The sequence below is a fragment of the Bacillus sp. 1780r2a1 genome (assembly GCA_024134725.1).
In the GTDB taxonomy this organism is placed as follows: Bacteria; Bacillota; Bacilli; order Bacillales; family Bacillaceae_H; genus Priestia; species Priestia aryabhattai_A.
In genome coordinates this window covers 2,489,096-2,509,188 of record CP099863.1, presented here as the reverse complement: position 1 = coordinate 2,509,188, position 20,093 = coordinate 2,489,096, and the positions used below count along the sequence as shown (strand labels likewise).

19 protein-coding genes are annotated in these 20,093 nt (G+C 38.0%); 13 read left to right on the top strand and 6 right to left on the bottom strand.

Going from position 1 to position 20,093, the window contains the following annotated elements:
- The first annotated feature begins 231 nt into the window (after positions 1-231).
- A complete protein-coding gene (locus NIZ91_12500) occupies positions 232-1,965 on the top strand; it encodes an ABC transporter ATP-binding protein/permease (protein USY53577.1) in 1,734 nt (577 codons plus the stop codon).
- A 142-nt stretch (positions 1,966-2,107) separates the two neighbouring features.
- Positions 2,108-2,257 (top strand): hypothetical protein, encoded by a 150-nt coding sequence (locus NIZ91_12495; protein USY53576.1) that lies wholly within the window; start codon positions 2,108-2,110, stop codon positions 2,255-2,257.
- A gap of 76 nt (positions 2,258-2,333) precedes the next feature.
- Here the strand turns inward: NIZ91_12495 and NIZ91_12490 are convergent, their stop codons facing one another.
- Both NIZ91_12490 and NIZ91_12485 read right to left on the bottom strand, forming a co-directional pair.
- Positions 2,334-2,999 (bottom strand): type 1 glutamine amidotransferase domain-containing protein, encoded by a 666-nt coding sequence (locus NIZ91_12490; protein ID USY53575.1) that lies wholly within the window; start codon positions 2,997-2,999, stop codon positions 2,334-2,336.
- 308 nt (positions 3,000-3,307) lie between these two features.
- Positions 3,308-3,982, bottom strand: a complete 675-nt coding sequence (locus NIZ91_12485) for a hypothetical protein (GenBank protein USY53574.1) — start codon at positions 3,980-3,982, stop codon at positions 3,308-3,310.
- 165 nt (positions 3,983-4,147) lie between these two features.
- Here NIZ91_12485 and NIZ91_12480 point away from each other — a divergent pair, with 165 nt between their 5' ends.
- On the top strand, positions 4,148-4,540 hold the full coding sequence (locus NIZ91_12480) for a FixH family protein (GenBank protein USY53573.1): 393 nt from the start codon (positions 4,148-4,150) through the stop codon (positions 4,538-4,540).
- A 29-nt stretch (positions 4,541-4,569) separates the two neighbouring features.
- Here the strand turns inward: NIZ91_12480 and NIZ91_12475 are convergent, their stop codons facing one another.
- The 3 genes from NIZ91_12475 to folE2 all read right to left on the bottom strand — a co-directional run bounded on the left by NIZ91_12475 (position 4,570) and on the right by folE2 (position 7,883).
- Positions 4,570-5,976, bottom strand: coding sequence for a HAMP domain-containing histidine kinase (locus tag NIZ91_12475; GenBank protein ID USY53572.1), 1,407 nt, complete (start codon positions 5,974-5,976; stop codon positions 4,570-4,572).
- On the bottom strand, positions 5,973-6,653 hold the full coding sequence (locus tag NIZ91_12470; protein ID USY57161.1) for a response regulator transcription factor: 681 nt from the start codon (positions 6,651-6,653) through the stop codon (positions 5,973-5,975). The genes NIZ91_12475 and NIZ91_12470 overlap by 4 nt, the downstream gene beginning before the upstream one ends.
- Positions 6,654-6,971: 318 nt before the next feature.
- Entirely contained in the window at positions 6,972-7,883 is a 912-nt protein-coding gene (gene folE2 / locus NIZ91_12465) for a GTP cyclohydrolase FolE2 (protein ID USY53571.1), read from the bottom strand.
- A gap of 262 nt (positions 7,884-8,145) precedes the next feature.
- On the opposite strand from folE2, the gene NIZ91_12460 reads away from it, so the two are divergent.
- The gene (locus NIZ91_12460) at positions 8,146-9,477 is read left to right on the top strand and encodes a polysaccharide biosynthesis protein (protein USY53570.1); all 1,332 of its coding nucleotides are present in this window, start codon (positions 8,146-8,148) and stop codon (positions 9,475-9,477) included.
- A gap of 37 nt (positions 9,478-9,514) precedes the next feature.
- Here NIZ91_12460 and NIZ91_12455 read toward each other — a convergent pair whose 3' ends face one another.
- The gene (locus NIZ91_12455; protein ID USY53569.1) at positions 9,515-11,299 is read right to left on the bottom strand and encodes a PBP1A family penicillin-binding protein; all 1,785 of its coding nucleotides are present in this window, start codon (positions 11,297-11,299) and stop codon (positions 9,515-9,517) included.
- A gap of 798 nt (positions 11,300-12,097) precedes the next feature.
- On the opposite strand from NIZ91_12455, the gene NIZ91_12450 reads away from it, so the two are divergent.
- From NIZ91_12450 to ureC, 9 genes are all read left to right on the top strand, one after another.
- Positions 12,098-12,712, top strand: coding sequence for an alpha/beta hydrolase (locus tag NIZ91_12450; protein USY53568.1), 615 nt, complete (start codon positions 12,098-12,100; stop codon positions 12,710-12,712).
- 388 nt (positions 12,713-13,100) lie between these two features.
- On the top strand, positions 13,101-13,835 hold the full coding sequence (locus tag NIZ91_12445) for a polysaccharide deacetylase family protein (GenBank protein ID USY53567.1): 735 nt from the start codon (positions 13,101-13,103) through the stop codon (positions 13,833-13,835).
- Positions 13,826-14,419: a DedA family protein gene (locus NIZ91_12440; protein USY53566.1), complete on the top strand. Its 594-nt coding sequence runs from the start codon at positions 13,826-13,828 to the stop codon at positions 14,417-14,419. The genes NIZ91_12445 and NIZ91_12440 overlap by 10 nt, the downstream gene beginning before the upstream one ends.
- Entirely contained in the window at positions 14,419-15,549 is a 1,131-nt protein-coding gene (locus NIZ91_12435) for a galactosyldiacylglycerol synthase (GenBank protein USY53565.1), read from the top strand. Before NIZ91_12440 ends, NIZ91_12435 begins: the two co-directional genes overlap by 1 nt.
- A 79-nt stretch (positions 15,550-15,628) precedes the next feature.
- Positions 15,629-16,378 carry an oxygen-insensitive NADPH nitroreductase gene (gene nfsA, locus NIZ91_12430; GenBank protein ID USY53564.1) on the top strand — a complete coding sequence of 250 codons (750 nt, stop codon included), beginning with the start codon at positions 15,629-15,631 and terminating at the stop codon, positions 16,376-16,378.
- Positions 16,379-16,658: 280 nt separating this feature from the next.
- Positions 16,659-17,537, top strand: coding sequence for a LysM peptidoglycan-binding domain-containing protein (locus tag NIZ91_12425; protein USY53563.1), 879 nt, complete (start codon positions 16,659-16,661; stop codon positions 17,535-17,537).
- A 194-nt stretch (positions 17,538-17,731) separates the two neighbouring features.
- Positions 17,732-18,034 carry an urease subunit gamma gene (locus tag NIZ91_12420; GenBank protein ID USY53562.1) on the top strand — a complete coding sequence of 101 codons (303 nt, stop codon included), beginning with the start codon at positions 17,732-17,734 and terminating at the stop codon, positions 18,032-18,034.
- Between the two features lie 14 nt (positions 18,035-18,048).
- On the top strand, positions 18,049-18,372 hold the full coding sequence (locus tag NIZ91_12415; protein USY53561.1) for an urease subunit beta: 324 nt from the start codon (positions 18,049-18,051) through the stop codon (positions 18,370-18,372).
- A 7-nt stretch (positions 18,373-18,379) separates the two neighbouring features.
- The gene (gene ureC / locus NIZ91_12410) at positions 18,380-20,089 is read left to right on the top strand and encodes an urease subunit alpha (GenBank protein ID USY53560.1); all 1,710 of its coding nucleotides are present in this window, start codon (positions 18,380-18,382) and stop codon (positions 20,087-20,089) included.
- Positions 20,090-20,093: the final 4 nt, after the last annotated feature.

Genomic DNA, 20,093 nt, shown 5'->3' with positions numbered 1-20,093 from the left:
AGCATACGTCACCAAAATTAACGATTCCACCGGTGATTTTTCCAATATATACGGATTTAATCCAAACGGGCATAATCATCAACCTTTCTTGAACACTCTTTATATCTTATGACAAGCTCTTGTATCAGGTATAGACGAGTGTAAAGGAAAAGCAAATATTTCTATATTTGCTTTCATTTCGTGTACAATAGAAACGGAAAAAGTAGAAATTAAAAAGATAGAAGGTAAATTATGAACAAATACAAAGAAGTTAAAACGAACTTTTCATTTAAAAAGCTTTGGAGGCTAACGGATCCATCAAAAGGAAAGCTGAGTATCTCTTTACTTTTTGCACTAGTAAATACAGGAGCTTCTCTTGTTATCCCTCTTATGATTAAAGAGTTGATGGATACAATTAATAGCGGTGTATCTAAACAAATGGTTGCAGCTTTAGTAGGCTTATTTATTATTCAAATGATCACGAGTGCCTTATCTCTATATCTTCTGGCCCAAGTGGGTCAAGGTGTAGTTGAGAAGCTGCGTACGACCATTTGGGATAAGCTTGTTAAACTGCCGGTTTCGTTTTATGACCGCAATCGATCTGGCGAAATGGTGAGTCGAATTACAAATGATACAACCATTGTAATGAACTTGCTATCGACAGAAATGATAGAATTTGTTAAAAATATTTTATCGATTAGTATATCAATTATTATTTTGTTTACGTTAGATGTTCCGATGACGCTCATTTTGCTAGCTGTTATCCCGATAATGTTTTTACTTGTTATGCCGCTTGCACGAAAGATTCATAAAATTTCTCGTGAGCAGCAGGATAAAATGTCAAAGCTCACGGCATTTTTAGCTCAAATGCTTAGTGAAATACGCTTAATTAAAGTATCTAGCTCTGAAAAGAAAGAAATTGAAGAGGGGAAGCGCTCGTTCCACTCACTTTTTTTATTTGGGATACGCCGTGCAAAAATTGAAGCAATTATAACGCCGATTATTAGTACGGTGATGACAAGCGTTATGATTGCAATTGTAGGGTTTGGTGCATATCGCGTTAGCCAAGGGTTTATTAGTGCAGGAGAGCTAGTAGCGTTTGTTCTTTATCTCTTTCAAATTATGGTGCCTGTTGGTTCACTTACTCGCTTTATTACAAGTTTTCAACAAACGAAAGGTGCATCAGAGCGCATTTTTGCTATTCTAGAAGAAAAAGAAGAGTCTTTTCAAGACGGACAACAAGTTAAATATATTGGTGAGTTAACGTTTAAAGACGTTGCATTTAAATACGAGGAAAAATTGGTGTTGAAAAACATTTCATTTTCAGCTCAAAAGGGCGAAGTGACGGCATTAGTTGGTCCAAGTGGCGCTGGGAAGTCAACTGTTTTTTCACTGCTTGAGCGTTTTTATGCCCCATCTTCTGGCCAAATTCTATTAGAGGATACAGATAGTCGAGCAATTAACCTCAGAGCGTGGCGCCAGTTGTTTAGTTATGTACAACAAGACTCGCCGATTTTAGCAGGAACAATTCGTGAAAACCTAACGTATGGGCTAGAGAAAACAATTTCAGATGCTGAAATTGTTGAAGCAACGAAACAGGCAAATGCTCATGAGTTCATTGCTAATTTTGATGATGGATATGATACAATGCTTGGTGAAAGAGGAGTAAACTTATCTGGAGGTCAGCGTCAACGGATTGCGATTGCAAGAGCATTGCTTCGTAATCCTCAATTCTTACTTCTTGATGAAGCGACGGCAAGCCTTGATTCCGAATCTGAAAAGCTTGTCCAAGAGTCGCTTGAGCGAGTCATGAAGGGGCGAACTTCCCTTGTCATTGCACACCGGTTATCTACGGTGATAAATGCTGATCAAATCGTAGTAATTGAAGATGGAGAAGTAACGGGGAAGGGGACACACGAAGAGCTTCTAAGCACGCATAGCTTTTATCGCCGCTTGGTTCAACAGCAGTTCCAAACAGAATCTTGATAATGTAGAAGAAGCGTACTAGCTTGCTAGTGCGCTTTTTTTAGTGGAAAACCACTATCTTTGTCGAAGCTATTGTGAGATAACCTAGGGCTATGATAAAGTGAACGTTAAAACCATTTACTGAAAAAAGGAGGGATAGACAATGAAGGTGGGAGATAACGTTTTTTATAACAGCAAATCGTATAAGCTAATTCACGTGTATCGTAATGGAACATTAGAGCTCTTGTCGACTCAACAACCGGACTTTGGAAAGACTATTATTGTAGATGCTGCTAAAGTTAAAAATAATTGAGAGTGAGAAGTAAAATGATTGAATTATAAAACCCCCTTTACTTTCAGCATGGTGAAAGTAAAGGGGGTTAATCAGTTTAAGCATTCAGCTTTTTCACTAGTTCATCACCCATCAGTTCTGAAGAGAACGGGTCACGGCTTGTAACGATTTGGTCGTTAGCCCAAACGGCATAAGCTTTTTTATCCATTTCAGGTAAATAATTAGCAATTTTGCTAAGCTCTTGTTCTAAGCTATAAGGTAGAAAAGGAAGTACTTCGTCAGGTTCAATTGCATCAGGATAGCCCGTCACGTCGAGGCCTTCAATTAATAGCTTCTCATTCTTGTCTTTTAAGAAAGCAAACACAGAAGGGCCGTGACATTCTGCTGCTAAGATGCCACCTTTGTTATAGACATCGTTCATTAATTGATGAAGGTGAACATTTTTTGCAAGGTCAAACATTGCACCATGACCCCCAACAACTAAAATTGCATCATAGTTTGATGCGTTAACTTCCTCTAGTTTCATTGTTTGATCTGCTCGTCCAGTTTCTACAAGCTCTTTGTACGTACCGTTTGGATCAAAGTCTTTTGAAATACTGCGTTCATCTAATGTTGGTTTTCCGCCTAAAGGTGATGCTAAGTCAACAGTGTGACCTGCTTCTTCTAGCTTTAAAAGAGGAGCAAATAGTTCTTCTGCCCACCATCCAGTTTTATATTCTTTTTCTTCGTATCCGCTTGATAGTACGGCTAATATACGTGCCATGAAAAAACCTCCTAGTAAATTGTTCCATTGTTAATATGAAACGATAGCGAGTATCTTATTCATCTACATTTTTCTTACCCGTTTTAATCAATCATTAAACAGAAAGAAGAGTTAACTTTTTAGTTTTACTGAGCCAAAAAATAGAATATAGAATTTGTTTATAGAGCTAGCAAATAATTAAATACGTCAACATTTAAAAATGAGAGGTGGTGTTTTCTTAACATTAATAAGCGTTCAGAGGTCATTTACTTCACGTTTTATAACAGTTCCGTACTGCTATATACGAGTTAATGAAAAAACCTATGCAACTATTGCATAGGTAAGGAATCTTGAAGTGTATGATTTTCTAAGTAAGTACTAGAAGTACGAAGTTGTTTAGGTAGCGTCTGTGTTATAAATAAGATAGGAATGTCGAGGCCTTGCCTTAGCTTATGTAGGGCCTCGTAAAACGACTCACTGTACTCATATGCTAGGCTATTTACTAGTAAAAGTGCAGGTGAGACGAGTAAACAACTTACCAAAAGAAGCTGCTCTTTATCTGCTTTTGATAATGAGCACATAGGTTGATGCAATAAAGATTGTGAAACTGAGCATAGGGTAATAGCATTGGAAATTAGTTTATTACTATTTGTAGGTTGAATACTATCAGGAATAGTTTGAATAATTTTTTCAAGAAATTCTGTGCATGTTTCCTGAGAGTGAGCATTAATTCTCTGATGCGGGTTCAGCTCTTGAATTTTTAACTTCAGTTTTCTGCGTTCTTTTGCCCTAATACGAAGCAAAGAGCTATCGTTTAGCAAAATGTCCCCTATATCGGGATCGCTTGAAAGAGATAATAGCTCGAGTAATGCAGTTAACTTTTTATAGTCAGCGGATATAATTGTTGTAATAGCACCTCCGCTTGCTGTAAATGATAGGTTGCGAAGAACAGCTGTATTTCCATACGTTTTTGAAATGCCTTGAACTTCTAGTAAAGTAGACATACAAACACCTTCTTTTTTCGAGAATAAATCGTAATAATTATTATTTATAATAATAGAGAGCTGATCTTTTGTAAAGAATGAGATTTTGAAAAAACTTCATGATTTTCTCACATTTACAGTTTATAGTAAATAATGAGGGGACTAATATAGAAGGGAGAGGTCAACGTGAAAGCAAAGAAAATAATATGTTTAGTAAGCATGTGTGGTCTTTTGATGGGGTGTGGCGTGAATCAAGAGCAAGAAGCGAGTGCTGAAGATCCTAAAATGTTAGATGTAAAGCTGAATGGACCTTCTGAAGTAGGTAAAAATGAAACCGTTATCTTTGAAGCTGTAGTTACATATGGAAATGAAAAAGTTGAAGACGCAGATGACGTGCAATTTGAAATTGAGAAAGAAAATGCAGAAGGGCAAGGGGACATGATAAAAGCTAAGCATCGTAAAGGTGGAATATATGAAGTAGCAACTGATTTTCAAGAACCTGGCATTTATACAGTTCAATCCCATGTGACAGCCAAGGACTCTCATAATATGCCTAAAATACGTATAGAAGTAAAATAAACAAAGCCTCTTTAAAGAGGCTTTTGTTGTTAAAAAGATTCGTAAGGAAACGTAATCGTAACGGTAGTTCCATTACCAATCTCGCTTTTAAAATCTAGGCTTCCAGCGTGATAATGGATAATTTCTTTAGATATCGCTAACCCAAGCCCTGTTCCACCTTTTTCACGAGTTCGAGCTTTATCGGCTCTGAAAAATCGTTCTCCTAAGCGACTTAAATCTGCTTTTGATATGCCGATTCCCGTATCCGTTACGCTAATTTGAACTTTGTGCTCATCATGAGAAAGTGAAATATCAATGTGCCCTCCCTCGTTTGTGTACCGAATTGAATTGTGGATTAAATTATAGAATACCTGTTTTAATCGAAGCTCGTTTGCGTTCATAATAATGTCTTCGTCTAATCTGCTTGTGACGGTTAGCTGTTTTTTAGCAGCGTGAATGGTCAAAACATCGATTGTTTCATTAATCAGCTGAGCCAAAACAAGCGGAGACTTTATCATAGTCACTGTTTCGGACTGGAGCTGAGATAAATCCAATAGGTCATGAACAAGAGCATTCATCCTTGTTGTTTCTCGTTCTATTACGTGCAAGTATTCATTTCGTTCTTTTTGGCTCATAGTTGAATTCTGTAAAAGTTCACTATAGCCCTTTATATAGCTAAGAGGTGTGCGTAGTTCATGGGCTACATTTGCGAGAAATTCACGCTTTTGTTCATCACTTTTTTTTAAGGAAGATGCCATAGAGTTAAACGCTTCTGCTAAGTGACCAACTTCGTCATTGCTATTGGAAGGAATGCGTATAGAAAAATTCCCTTTCGCGATCTCGTTTGAGACAGCTTTCATTCGCTGTAATGGAGTTACAATTGCTTTGGTCATTCGATTTCCAATTAAATAAAGAAAAATAAACGTAATGATTGCCACAATCGCCAAAATATTGGCTGCTTTTGTAAACACTTCATTTAATGAAGCTAAAGGAACATATAGATAAACAATTCCTGCTAGTTCGTTTGTTTTTTGATCAATTAGGGGGACAATGGCACCAATAAGGTTGCGCTCAAATTTTTCTTCGTAACCTTTTTTAACAATGTATTCACCTTTTAAGAGTTTTTCTCGTTCAGCTTTTGAAATGATCGGTTTATCTTCTTTAGAGAACGGAGAGTAACCGCTTAATTCTTCTGGATTATTAAAAATTAAGATTTCTGCCTCAGAAACCGTATTATGCCAATTTACATTTCCAATTAAAAAATCGGAAATCTCACCGGTATGATAATGAGCAGCAATTTGTTGACCTTCTGCTACAAGCGAGCTTTCTGTTTTGTCTACATAGAGTGATTCGTAAAGAAATTGGATAAATAAAAATGAAAATACAATTGCAAAGCAAAGCAAGCTGCTGATTAAAAGGCGTAGCTTAGTTGTTAAAGCGAAGGACAACTTCTTCATGCCTCCGCTTTATACCCAATACCCCAAACCGTTTGAATTAGGTCGCCTCCTGCTTTTAACTTTAAACGCAACGTTTTGATATGAGTATCAACTGTCCGTTCACTTCCGATGTAATCAATCCCCCAAATTTGATGTAAAAGCTGTTCGCGCGTGAAAACTCGTCCAAGGTGATTACATAAATAGATGAGTAGTTCATATTCTTTTAAGGTCAACGATATAGCTTCATCGTTTACATATACGGTTCGACCAAGCTTGTTAATTTTTACATGTCCAAAATGCTGATAAACTTCAACTGAACGTGGAAGTGCAGTTGTGCGACGAAGAACAGCTTCAATACGTGCTATTAATTCACCGTTACTAAACGGCTTAACAATGTAGTCGTCCCCTCCAATTTTTAATCCGTGTATGCGATCTAATTCATCACCACGCGCAGTCAAAAAGATAATGGGAATCGATGGATGGACGCTGCGTATCCTTTCAGCTAACGTAAATCCGTCCATAATTGGCATCATTACATCAATAAGAATAAGGGAAGGAAGCATATGAGCTAATTCATCTAGCGCTTCTTCTCCGTTTGAAGCCTCTAGGCACATATAGCCTTCGCGTTGAAGGGATAGCTGGATTAAATGTCGCATTTGTTGTTCATCATCAACAATTAATATAGTTGGCTTTTGCATTTTCATCATGCCCTTTCTCATTTTTAAGTTCTTTTTCTAGTATATCGGAAATATGTGAGGCATAAGTGAACTTTTGTCACCATTCTTTTTATTCTACATAAATGAAGGGGCTGAGACATGAAGGTTTTAAAATTGTTAGGTTAAAATCAAAGTTTCTCTCCACTGTGCGGGAGATATGTGCATTCTTCTATTGCCTACAGGGGTCACGTGTCTTATGCCCTTTTCGATTAATAAAAATATCCGAACTATCGAAAAGAGTTAACTTTCAACAGTTCGGATAGATCATTGGCTAAAATACTTATGTCCCGTTCTCATTAATTACTCTGAATGTTTATCAAAAGTAATGGTTGCAACAGCATCGTGTAAGTGAATGGACTCTTCATTACGACAGGACACAGTGAAGGCTTCTACGAATGAATACTCGTATAAATCAGCAGCTACTAAGCGGACCATATCTTCCACAAATCGTGGATTTTCATACGCTTGTTCAGTAACCATTTTTTCATCTGGACGTTTAAGAATCGGATGAATTTTAGCACTTGCATTTGATTCAATGGCTTCTAGTAAAGCATGCTTCCAGTCAATATCATCATTGATTGAAGCAGCTAAACGAACATCTACGGATACGTAACCACGCTGGTTATGAGCGCTATATTCACTGATTTCTTTTGAACAAGGACATAGCGTTTTTACAACAGCTGTTAATCCAGCTTCAAACGTTACACCAGCTTCTTTTGTGTAAGCAACTTTTAGGCGAGCTTCAGAATGATTAAGACCTGATAATCCTGAAGAAGGTGCTGCTTGGTCATAAAACCAAGGGAATGCAATCTCTACTTTAGCATCGGGAATACGTAGGCGCTCAGAGAGCTCCTCTACAAATGAAGTTAGTGCAGCGAACGTTAAGTTCAACTCACCGCGCTTGCGATACTCTTCTAAAAGTTCCGTAAAGCGACTCATGTTTGTTCCTTTTGAATCCTTTGGAATAGAAGAAGTGAGAGTGAAAGTAGCAATTGTAGGCGTAGCTCCACTTGGTGCAAATATGGTTACAGGTATTTTAACGTTGGAAACACCAACCGCTTGAATATCAAATAAAAAATCTTTCTTTTTATTTTGTAGATCAGCCATTTCTTCTTTTTTAGTAGGCTTTGTTTTTGGGCCGGGTTCTACTGAACCGAATAATTTATGGCGTTCTTGCTTTGATGGTAAGTTTATTGTTGTCATCGTTGTCATAGCTCTTTCTCCTTTCACCTAAGAGAAGGTGGTCGCTAAAAATATGAATCTGGAAAAATTTTAACCTACTTTGTTCTTTTCTTGCAATGATTAATTTACGAAAATGGAATGCTCTGTGTTAAACAGGTATAAAATTGCTCTATTTTTCATAAGGTGAACATAACATGAAAGTAGGACAAAGTATAGGGAGATTGAGTAGAGAAATTGATAATTAGATTGTTGTCATACATGTATGTAGGACAAGAATTGAGGAGATTAGTAGATGAACACTTTTCTAAAAGGAACATTTATCTTAGCAGGAGCTGCCTTTGCAGGCGAGCTGATTGAATTTTTAGTAAATATGGTATTAGCACGAGAGCTTGGCAAAGAAGGAATGGGGATGTATATGACGGTTCTGCCCATTATTTTTCTTGTTGCCACCGTAGCCAACTTAGAGCTACCTATTTCTATTTCAAAATTTATTGCAGAGCACAATAGACAAGAGCATCGCAATATGATGAAGCATGCCATCACATTTGCAACGGTATTAAGTCTTGTTCTTTTTTTCGTGACGTTTGGCGTTGTTTCGCTTTTTCCTTTCTTTACTCATTATCATCCTTACTTAAAGTGGGTTGTATTAATCTTCATTCCAATTGTATCGTTTTCAGCCGTACTGAGGGGATATTTTACGGGGAAAAATAATATGTCAACCATTGCGGTCTCAAACTTTATCCGAAAAGCTTTTCAATTAACAATTCTATTTGTTATCTTTCAGATGTTTCAGTTCACGGATGTAAAGACCTCTCTTTTCATCGCTATCTGTACCCTAATTGGAACAGAAGCTGTTATCTTACTTTACTTTTTTATCACATATGTGACTCAATTGAACGTTATCACAAGAGGGCATAGAGCGCTATTAACACCTCAAGATGTACGAAAGAAGCTGTTGAGCGTCTCTTTGCCGACAACTGGTTTACGGTTGTTTAATGCGGTTTGTAATGCTATCCAGCCATTTCTCATTAAGCATGCTCTTATTCTGTCAGGCATGACGCTTAGCGGTGCAACGCAGCACTTTGGAATGCTTACAGGAGTTGCAATGAGCATTGGATTTTTTCCAGCATTTTTTGCTCATTCTCTTTTAGTAGCTCTTATTCCTGCCGTGTCTGAAGCCCATGCAAAAGATCAAGAAAAACAATTACAAAAGCTTCTTCTTCAAAGTATGCAGCTTACATTTATTTACGGTATTCCATCTATTTTGGCTATGTATATTTTTGCAGAGCCGCTAACAAGCTTATTCTTTCATTCTACAGAAGCCGTTTTTTATTTACAGGCACTGTGGCCATATTTTCTCTTTCATTTCTTTGCAATCCCGCTTCAAGCTTACTTAATTGGATTAGGCTACGTAAAAGATGCGCTGTTTCATACGATTTGGTCTCACGTTGTTTCCTTTTCACTTATGTTCGTACTCGGTTCACAGCCAACCATTGGTATGACAGGAATTATTATCGGTATGAATGCTGGTATCGTTGTATTGACGCTTTTACACTACGTCACAATTTGTCGAGTTATTAACGTTTCGTTTTTTTCTCTTAAGAAGCATAAGACAGTTCTATAAAAAAAGCGGAAAGCAATAGATGCTTTCCGCTTTTGATTTACCAACTATTCATAATGGATTTAAATAATGTAGCAGGGTCTTCGCCACCACCACTGGTCAGTTTCTTTCTTTTTTCATCAGTTTCCTGTTTTTCAAACCCTGTATGAATAGAGATGACGGCATCGTCTGTATAGCCAACAAACCAAGCATCTCCATAATCTTGGGTTGTGCCAGTTTTACCAGCTGCATCTTTAGAAGAACGAGCGTTAGCTCCTGTACCATAGCTTTTTTCAATAACGTCTTCTAGCATAGACGTCATTGTATCAGCATTTTGTGGACTCATTACTTCTTCTGTTTCAATTTCCGGCTCTTGCTCTTCGCCACCGCGCATTTGAATTTTCTTAATCGCATAAGGCTTTGTAGCTTTACCCTCGTTCGCAAAGACGGAGTAGCCTTGTGCTAATTGAAGAGGAGAGAATGTTGTTGTAGTTCCTCCTAAAGCTAGCGATAGGTTGCGGTCTTCATCAGTTAATGGAAGGCCTGCCTTTTCCATAAAGTTAAATGAATCTCTAAAGCCAATTTCGTTTAAAAGCGATACAGCTGTTGTGTTGACTGAGCGAGCAATGGCTTCTCGCATTGGTATTTCTCCCAGATAGCGACCGTTTGCGTTTTGAGGCTTATAGCCGCTAAAATCTACCGGCTCATCCACAAGAGTAGTTGTTGGACTGTAGTCACCAGTTTCAAGAGCAGGGCCATATACTGCAAGTGGTTTAATAGCTGATCCAGGCTGATAACCGGTTGTAGCTCGGTTTAGTCCGTTTGTTTGATAATTTCGGCCGCCGTAAATGGCTGATACACCGCCTGTTTTTGGATTGATAGCCGCGATTCCAACTTCTACTTTGTGTGATGCCGTATCGTCTGCAAACACGTGATTAGTTACAGAGCGATTAATGGATTCCTGAAGAAGTGGGTCAAAATCAGTATAGATTTCATATCCACCTTTGTATAAATCTTCAGCGGTAACACCATATGTTTTCTCAGCTTCACGGACAACATAGTCTACAAAAGCTTGATGACTATTTCGTTGCTTAAACGTTACGTCTGGTTTGACAACTCGTTCGTTGATAGCTTGATTATACTCATCTTGCGTAATGACTTCTTGGTCTAACATGAGCTGAAGAACTACATTTCGGCGCTTGGTTGCTTCTTCTGTACTACTAGCAGGTGAGTATGTGCTTGGTGCTTTTGGAAGTCCAGCTAGCAGAGCCGCTTCGCCAACGCTTAATTGGGAGACATCTTTGTTAAAGTACAGCTGAGATGCGGCCCCAATACCGTATACGCCGCTACCAAAATAGATTTGATTCATATATAGTTCTAGAATTTGATCTTTTGAAAACTGCTTTTCCAGTCCAACTGATAAAAACATTTCGTCAAACTTGCGCTTAAACGTTTTATCGTTAGAGAGGTATAAGTTTCGTGCAAGCTGTTGGGTAATGGTACTTGCACCCTCAGCCTTGCTCATTGTAATGACGTTTTTAAACATAGCACGAGCAATTCCCTGCATGTCGATTCCAAAATGATTGTAAAAGCGGCGATCCTCTGTTGCCACAAATGCCATTTTGACATGGTCAGGCACTTCATCGATGGATACATTTTGTCTCGGGACCGTCTTATATAATTCATCAAGCGGTCGATTGTTTTTATCGTAAATGACAGTGCTCTGCACAGCTTGCAGCTTGCTGTATGATAAGCTAGCTGTTTGTTCAAATTGCTTTAACACATAAGTAACACCTAGAAGGATTACTAGGACAACGGTTAAAACAGCGAGAATAAATTTTCTCATGGTTTCTCACTCCACTAATTAATAATTCCGTGTTCAATAACATAGATTAATTTCTATCCTTTTGATAAGTTAGCACATAGAGTGCAAGCGTGAAGATAAAGGCTTTTTTTAATAACCTTCAATCAGTGCATGTCCTTTATGTAGCTTATTGACAACGGTGTTTGCTTGTTTCACTAGATAGTTTAACTAGCTATGCTTTTAAAGTATTAAGGTTGGTTTGCACCTGATATGAACATTACGCGCACTTTTGAAGAAATGAATTATACCTAGCAACGTAGTCTTGTTGTAGTACAACCTTCTGCAACAAAAGAAGTTGAAATTTTCTCATTTACAAAAAGCTTAAACAAGACGGATACATCTTGCATTTAGTGTACCCATAAATCTTGGTTTGTCAAATAAAGCAATATACGACACGCTGGGGAATCCTTCTTCGTGCGTTATTTTAAGTGCTAAAAGTAATCTTTCAACACTAGGTCATTTACTACTATCGGTACAATATAGAAAATATTAACAAGATAAAGGGAGATTATTACAAAAAAATGCGTAATGTTGAGCAACAGTAAAACTAATTGATAAGGAGAAATCTTGTGTTGAATAATTGGTCATGCAATGTATGGACTACTCAGTGTTTGTCGTTTAGTTGACATGGACAAGGATTTCCTGGTTTAAATGCTTGTTAGTATGTTCAATTTATTTAAAACCATTCAAGAAGCCGTAACTTTACAATTATATGAAGAGTTCGTATAATAATAAATATCTTTAATTCGAGATATTAATATGCAGAGGAGTGAGAAAAAGATGAAACATATTTTTAAGCAAGGAACAAATAGTGAAAAGCCAGTTTTGCTAATGCTTCACGGAACGGGTGGAACAGAAGAGGATTTGTTGCCGATTGCAGAAATGATTGATCCAACAGCATCTGTGCTATCGGTTAGAGGTAACGTGTTAGAACAGGGGATGCCGAGATTTTTTAAGCGTTTAAGAGAGGGTATTTTTGATTTAGAAGATTTAGCAATTCGAACAAAAGAACTAAATGATTTCTTAGGAGAAGCAGCTGAAAAGTATGCCTTTAATCGGGAAAATATAGTAGCAATCGGTTATTCAAATGGCGCTAACATTGCAGGAAGCCTACTGTTTCACTATGAACAATCATTAAAAGGCGCAATACTTTTTCATCCGATGGTACCAAGAAGAGATATTGAAGTACCTAATGCACAAGGTATTCCAATTTTTATTGGTGCAGGAATAAACGACCCAATTTGCCCAGCGGATGAGACGAAAGAATTAACAACACTGCTTCAGGGTGCAGAAGCTACCGTTGACGTTCACTGGGAATCTTTTGGTCATCAGCTTACGCGAACAGAAGTAGAAGCAGCCAAAACATGGTACGAACGTATTTATGGAAACAAATAAATGACAAGAGGCTGAGACATAAGCATTTCAGCTAATGATCTATCCGAACGCTTGCGAGTTAGCTTGTAAGCGTTCGGATATTTTTTAATTGGTTTAAAAAAAGAGAAGAATGGAGCGTAGGACACTCAATTTTCCCAAGAAATAGAGGATTAGATTTCTCTCGGTAGGGAGCGAGTGTTTATAAAGCAATGAAACGAATGCGTTTTTCAACCTAACCATTGAAGAAACGTCATGGTTCTTCTTATCGAGGGAATTATTTTATGTTCCATTCTCTTTTTATAGTTGCGCGGTGCCATCAGGCTTGTTAGGATTAAAATGTTTAAAAAATGAAACAAAAGGCTTAGAAAAACGTTATAATGAAAGAATATTAAAGATGAGGTAATTTGGAATGATTGTAATAAAATGGCTTTTGTTTGTTTTGTTAGTAGTTAGCTGCTTCTGGCTGTTGTACGCAGTACTACCGACTTATTTGTATCGCTGGTTTCACCCTCGCGTATGTACGCACTTAAAACAAACTCAATCATTTGCTTTAACATTTGATGATGGACCGCATAGAGAATATACTGCGCAAATTCTGAATTTATTAAAAGAGCATGAGATGAAAGCAACTTTTTTTGTAGTTGGGACAATCGCAAATGAACGGCCGGATTTGTTAAAAAGAATGGTAGCAGAAGGGCATGAAGTTGGTATTCATCATCATAAGCATGTTAGCGCGTGGTTCTTAACACCAGGCCAATTAAAGAAAGAAATTCAAATGTGTAAGGAGGCTATTATAGAAGCAACGGGCGTAGAACCTATATTTTATCGCCCTCCTTGGGGACATTTAAATTTATTTAGTGTTTGGTGTGCAAAACCTTACCATACAATTATTTGGTCTAATATATTTGGAGATTGGTCGCTTAAGAAAACAAAAAAAGCATTAGAAGCTGAAATGAAGAGTAAGTTAAAGCGTGGCGCAATCTATGTGTTGCATGATAATGGAGAAACAAAAGGAGCAGATGAAAGAGCACCAGAGCAGACAATAGGCGCTTTAAGAGAATTCATTCCGTATGCTAAGCAGCGCCAGATGAATAGTAAAACACTCTCTGAATTAAAAAAGGAAGGAACAAGCACGTGGAATTAACAATGGTGTCGCATTATATTAATGCATTCGGTTATATTACAATATTTTTAATTTTATTTTGCGGGATTGTTGGAATTCCAGCGCCTGAAGAGTCATTTTTAATTATTCTTGGAATGTTTATTGCAAAAGGACAGCTGCTTTTATATTCATCAACAATCTATGCTTGCTTAGGTGTTATTATTGGAATGCTGGTTGCTTATTTACTCGGCAGGTATGCAGGCGTTCCCTTTTTTAGTAAGTATGGAAAGTATGTGGGATTAACTGAACCTAAATTAAAAGCTGCTCGTGAGAAGTTTCATAGACATGGGAAGTGGACAATTTTATTTGGCTTGTTTGTTCCTGGTCTTCGTCAAATTAGCCCGTACCTTGCAGGAATTAGTCATTATCCTTTTTTATTATATGTTTGTTTTTCGCTAATAGGCGGAATTGTATGGGTGCTATCTTTTTTATTGTTAGGTTATTTTGTTGGAGATCAGGTTCATATTTCAATTATTGTTGGAGGAGCCATTTTATTTTTTGTTGTTTACGTTATGCTACAGCTGCGAAAAAAGCGAAACACCCGCTTTAAAGGGAGTGATCATTGATGAAAAAGATTTTATTTTTGCCCTTGTTTAAGATGGCATCTGGACATCATCAGGTGGCAGACGCTGTAATGGAAATGCTGGTGGCAAATTATAAGCAAATTTCAGTGAAAAAGATTGATTGTTTAAGTTATTGGAGCAAACCTCTTGAGCAATTAATATCATCTCTATATATGAAATGGATCTCTATGTTTCCAAGGCAGTTTGAAAAATTTTATCACGGGCACGTTTATAAAGAGGAAAATCATACGTGTGATGATTTTGTTGTTAAAAGCTGGCCAATTATTGAATATAACATGAAGCGTTTAATTGAAGCAGAAAAACCAGACGTTATTGTTTGTACTCATAGCTTTCCTTCGCGCGTCATCAGTGGGTTAAAAGAAAAAGGCATTATTAATACACCCGTTGTTAATATTTATACTGATTTTTTAGTAAGCGATGTATGGGGAAAAAGTGGCGTGGATATTCACTGCGTACCTGATAAGGAGACAAAAAACTTTTTAGAAAGTATTCATAATGTGCCTACTCACAATATTTATGTCACTGGAATTCCTGTTCATGCTGCTTTTAAAAATAAACGAATAGATTCAAGGTCTGAACGAACGATTCTAATAGCTGGAGGGAATGCAGGGCTTGGCAATGTAAAACAAATGCTTCGCTCCGTTCCCTACGATAGTATTTACCGATACGTAGTGCTGTGTGGAAACAACAAAAAGCTATTTCAAGAGTTGGTAATGTTAAATCATCCAAGCATTACACCTCTTCCTTATATTGCGTGCAGAGAGCAAATGAATAGCTTATATGAACAAGCTAGTGCAGTTGTGACAAAAGCAGGCGGTGTTACGATTAGTGAAGCCTTACGTAAACGCCTACCTATTTTTATTCACTCTTCACTTCCAGGGCAAGAACAAATTAATATTCAAACGTTAAAAAGAAAAGGCTTATTAATGCCTCTGGATAAAGCCTATCTGCTTGAAGAGCAGTTGGTGAAAGTACTTGAAAATGATGTGCAGCGCAACCGGCTACTACGAAGAATGGATGAGTACATTGAAAGCATTGAGTATTCCGTTTCAGATGTGCTGGCGAACCGGTTTCATTTATATGAATACGAAACAACAAAGAGTCGGTTATAAAGCAGAAAAATGTTGAAAAAAGGAGAGATTCGTTATACTAAGAAGTGAATGAATTAAAATGAAAAAGGGGTTCTAAAAAATGAACGAAGTTATTGAAACAATTTTAAGTCATCGCTCAGTGAGGAAATATCAAGATAAACCTTTAACAGATGAGCAGGTTCATAAAATTGTAGAAAGTGCCCAAGCAGCTTCTACCTCAAGCTATATACAAGCATATTCAATAATTGGAATTAAAAATCAAGAAACTAAGAATCGCTTGGCTGAACTAGCGGGTAATCAACCTTATGTTGCCCAAAATGGTCACTTGCTTCTTTTTTGTGCAGACTTGCATAGGCACGATGTTATTGCTGAAATGGAGGGCAAAGATTTATCTGAGTCCCTTGAAAGTACTGAAAAATTCATGGTTGCTTTAATCGACGCAGCTTTAGCAGCTCAAAATGCATCAATTGCTGCAGAGTCGATGGGGCTTGGAATCTGTTATATCGGTGGACTTCGAAATCAGCTTCAAGATGTTCAAGAATTATTAAAGCTCCCTAGTCGCGTACTGCCACTATTTGGTTTAACGATTGGGTATCCGGCTACCGATACAGATAAAAAGCCTCGTTTACCTCAAGCTAATGTGTATCATGAAGAAGTATACGAGCAAGATCACAATAAGTTTATTGAAGAATTGCAAGCTTATAATGAACAGATTTCTTCTTATTATAATGAGCGTACAAATGGAAACAGAAACGATACGTGGACTGGTCAAATGGCTCATATGCTATCGAACCCGACGCGTATGTATATGAAAGAGTACGTAGAGAAACAAGGCTTTAATAAAAAATAAATAACCAGTTGGATGCAATTGATGAAAAGCATCCTAATTGATAGAATTATCTAACAATTAGGATGCTTTTTTTATGGATAAAAAGGAATAGGAAGATTTGTTTGTAAAAAACATCAAATAAATGGAAATTATTGAAGCATATGGACAAATTATCAGAAAAATTACAGTTTCATGTTAAAAAAGCGTTATTTTTGTAATGGAAGTTGAATGTTCCTGTAATGGCTGTGCAATCTCTAGGTGATATCATTCAGTCATTGAGTAAATAAGGAGGTATTCGTAAATGAAGAAATTTATATTTACTCTAGGAACAACAGCAATCCTTTCAGCGGGGCTTGCAGGTGGAGCATCTGCAAGTGCAAACGAAACGTATCAAGTACAAAAAGGTGATACGTTGTGGAGCATCGCTCAAAACCATGATGTGAGCGTTGACGAATTAAAAGATGCAAATAACTTAACATCAACGATTATTCATCCAGAACAAAATTTAAATGTATCAATTATAAAAGAGATTACACATAAAGTTGAGCGCGGCGATACATTATGGTCAATTAGCCAAGAATATGGCGTAACAGTAGAGCAAATTAAAGCTTGGAACGGATTAGGAAGTGACCTTATCATTCCAGGACAGGTCTTTGCCATTGAAACAAATGGAGGTTCACAAGCTGTAGCACAACCAGCTCCAGCACCAAAAGCTGAACCTGTGCAAGAAGCTGCGCCGGCACCAAAGGAAGAACCAGCTCAAGAGCCTGCCGAACAACCGGCACCAGAAGCTGAGCAAAAACAAGAGCCAGTTCAGGAAGCGGCTGCACCAGCGCCACAACCTGAGCCAGCTAAAGAGGAACAACCTGCTGAACAATCACAACAGAGCGGTAAGCAGTTAACAGTTGAAGCAACTGCTTATACAGCTAGCTGTGAAGGATGTAGTGGTGTAACTGCTACGGGAGTAGATTTAAAAGCAAATCCAAACCAAAAAGTAATTGCTGTAGATCCTAGCGTAATCCCATTAGGTTCAAAAGTATATGTTGAAGGATATGGAGAAGCAATCGCTGCTGATACTGGCGGAGCGATTAAAGGTAATAAAATCGACGTATTTGTTCCTGCACAAGCTGATGCAGAGCAATGGGGTCGTAAAACAGTTAACGTTACAGTATTAAATTAATAGTTGATAAGAAAAAGAGATGTCTCATTGCAGACATCTCTTTTTTTATTTCTCTATTTTGTATAAAAATAGAAAAAGAGTTTGATTTAATCTGAAAATTCACTATAATTAATTATATGTTAGGTTAAGTAACATTTATTGTTAGAAGTTGTTTTTTGGTCGTCATGCATGTTCTACAGAAAGGAAGATCTTAAATGAAACTCACACAGCGAGAGCAAGAAAAGCTTATGGTGGTTGTCGCCGCAGACCTCGCAAGGCGTAGGCAAGCGAGAGGGTTAAAACTGAACTATCCAGAAGCGGTTGCCATTATTACATATGAAATGACAGAAGGAGCTAGGGATGGTCGTACCGTTGCTGAATTAATGCAGCTTGGAACACAAATATTGTCGCGAGATGATGTGATGGAAGGTATTCCTGAAATGATTCATGACATTCAGGTGGAAGCAACATTTCCAGATGGAACAAAGCTTGTGACGGTACATGATCCAATTCGATAGAGGAGGGGGAAGAAGTGATTCCCGGAGAATACAAGTTACGTAAAGATGAAATTGTATGTAACAAAGATAAGGGGATAGTTGAGGTTTTGGTAACCAACCGAGGGGACCGTCCTGTTCAGGTAGGATCTCACTTTCATTTCTACGAAGTTAATTACGGGTTAGAATTTGATCGAAAAGAAGCGTTTGGCTATCACTTAAATATTCCTGCTGGTACGGCCGTTCGCTTTGAACCAGGTGATCCTAAAACGGTCCAGCTTGTACCTTTTTCAGGAACAAAGCATGTATATGGATTAAACAATAAAACAAATGGACCCACGGGGGAGCTAAAAGAGGAGTAGGTCGAACATGAGCTTTAAAATGTCAAGAAAACAGTATGCAGATATGTTTGGGCCGACGGTTGGAGATGCTGTAAGGCTAGCTGATACCAGCCTTTTTATTGAAATTGAAAAGGATTTTACAACCTATGGTGATGAAGTAAAGTTTGGTGGAGGAAAAGTTATTCGTGATGGAATGGGACAGCATCCTCTTGCAACAAGAAGTGAAGCGGCAGATCTTGTTTTTACGAATGCCATCATTATGGATTATACGGGGATATACAAAGCGGATATTGGCGTAAAGGATGGCATGATCCAAACCATTGGAAAAGCAGGAAATCCACTATTGATGGATGATGTTGATATTGTGATTGGAGCTAGTACTGAAATCATTGCTGCAGAAGGGAAAATTGTGACGGCTGGAGGGATTGATGCGCATATACATTTTATCTGTCCACAGCAAATCGAAACCGCCTTATCTTCTGGAATTACAACGATGATTGGAGGAGGAACTGGTCCTGCAACGGGAACAAACGCGACGACGTGCACACCTGGAGCTTGGTATATCGAGCGGATGTTAGAAGCAGCTGAGGCTTTTCCAATGAATGTAGGTTTTTTAGGTAAAGGGAACGCATCATCCAAGCAGCCTCTTATCGAACAAATTGAGGCTGGAGCGATTGGTCTTAAGCTTCATGAAGATTGGGGCACCACCGCGTCAGCAATTGATACAAGCCTTCAAGTTGCGGATGAATATGATGTGCAGATTGCAATCCATACAGATACGCTAAACGAAGGCGGATTTGTCGAAGATACGATGAGAGCAATTGGAAATCGTGTCATTCATACGTATCATACGGAAGGAGCAGGCGGTGGACATGCACCTGACATTATGAAGATGGCAAGTTTTAAAAATATTCTCCCGTCATCAACAAATCCAACCAGACCTTATACGATTAACACCCTAGAAGAACATTTGGATATGCTGATGGTTTGTCATCATTTAGATCCTTCCGTTCCAGAAGATATTGCATTTGCGGATTCTCGTATTCGTAAAGAAACCATTGCAGCTGAAGATATTTTGCATGACCTTGGAGTTTTCAGCATGATTTCTTCTGATTCACAAGCTATGGGCCGCGTTGGTGAAGTGATTACGAGAACGTGGCAAACAGCAGACAAGATGAAAAAGCAAAGAGGAAAGTTAAACGGCGATAGTGGTATTGGTGATAATGAACGCATTAAGCGATATATTGCAAAGTATACAATTAATCCAGCTATCACCCATGGGATTTCAGAATACGTAGGCTCAGTAGAAGCTGGTAAGCTTGCAGACTTAGTCGTTTGGGACCCAGCATTCTTTGGCGTAAAGCCAGAATTAATCGTTAAAGGCGGAATGATTGCTCACAGTCAAATGGGTGATCCTAATGCCTCAATTCCTACGCCTCAGCCTGTTTTATACCGTCCGATGTTTGCTTCTTATGGAAAAGCGCGCCATAGAACCGCCATAACGTTTATCTCGCAAGCTGCATACAATCGAGGAGTGCATAGAAACTTGAATTTACAGAAACAGATTAAGCCTGTAAAAGGGATTCGCTCACTAAGTAAAACGGATATGAAGCTAAATGGTGAAATGCCTAAAATTGATGTGGATCCACAAACATACGAAGTACGAGTGGATGATGAATTAATTACGTGTGAGCCAGCAGAAGTATTACCTATGGCACAACGATACTTTTTATTTTGAGGTG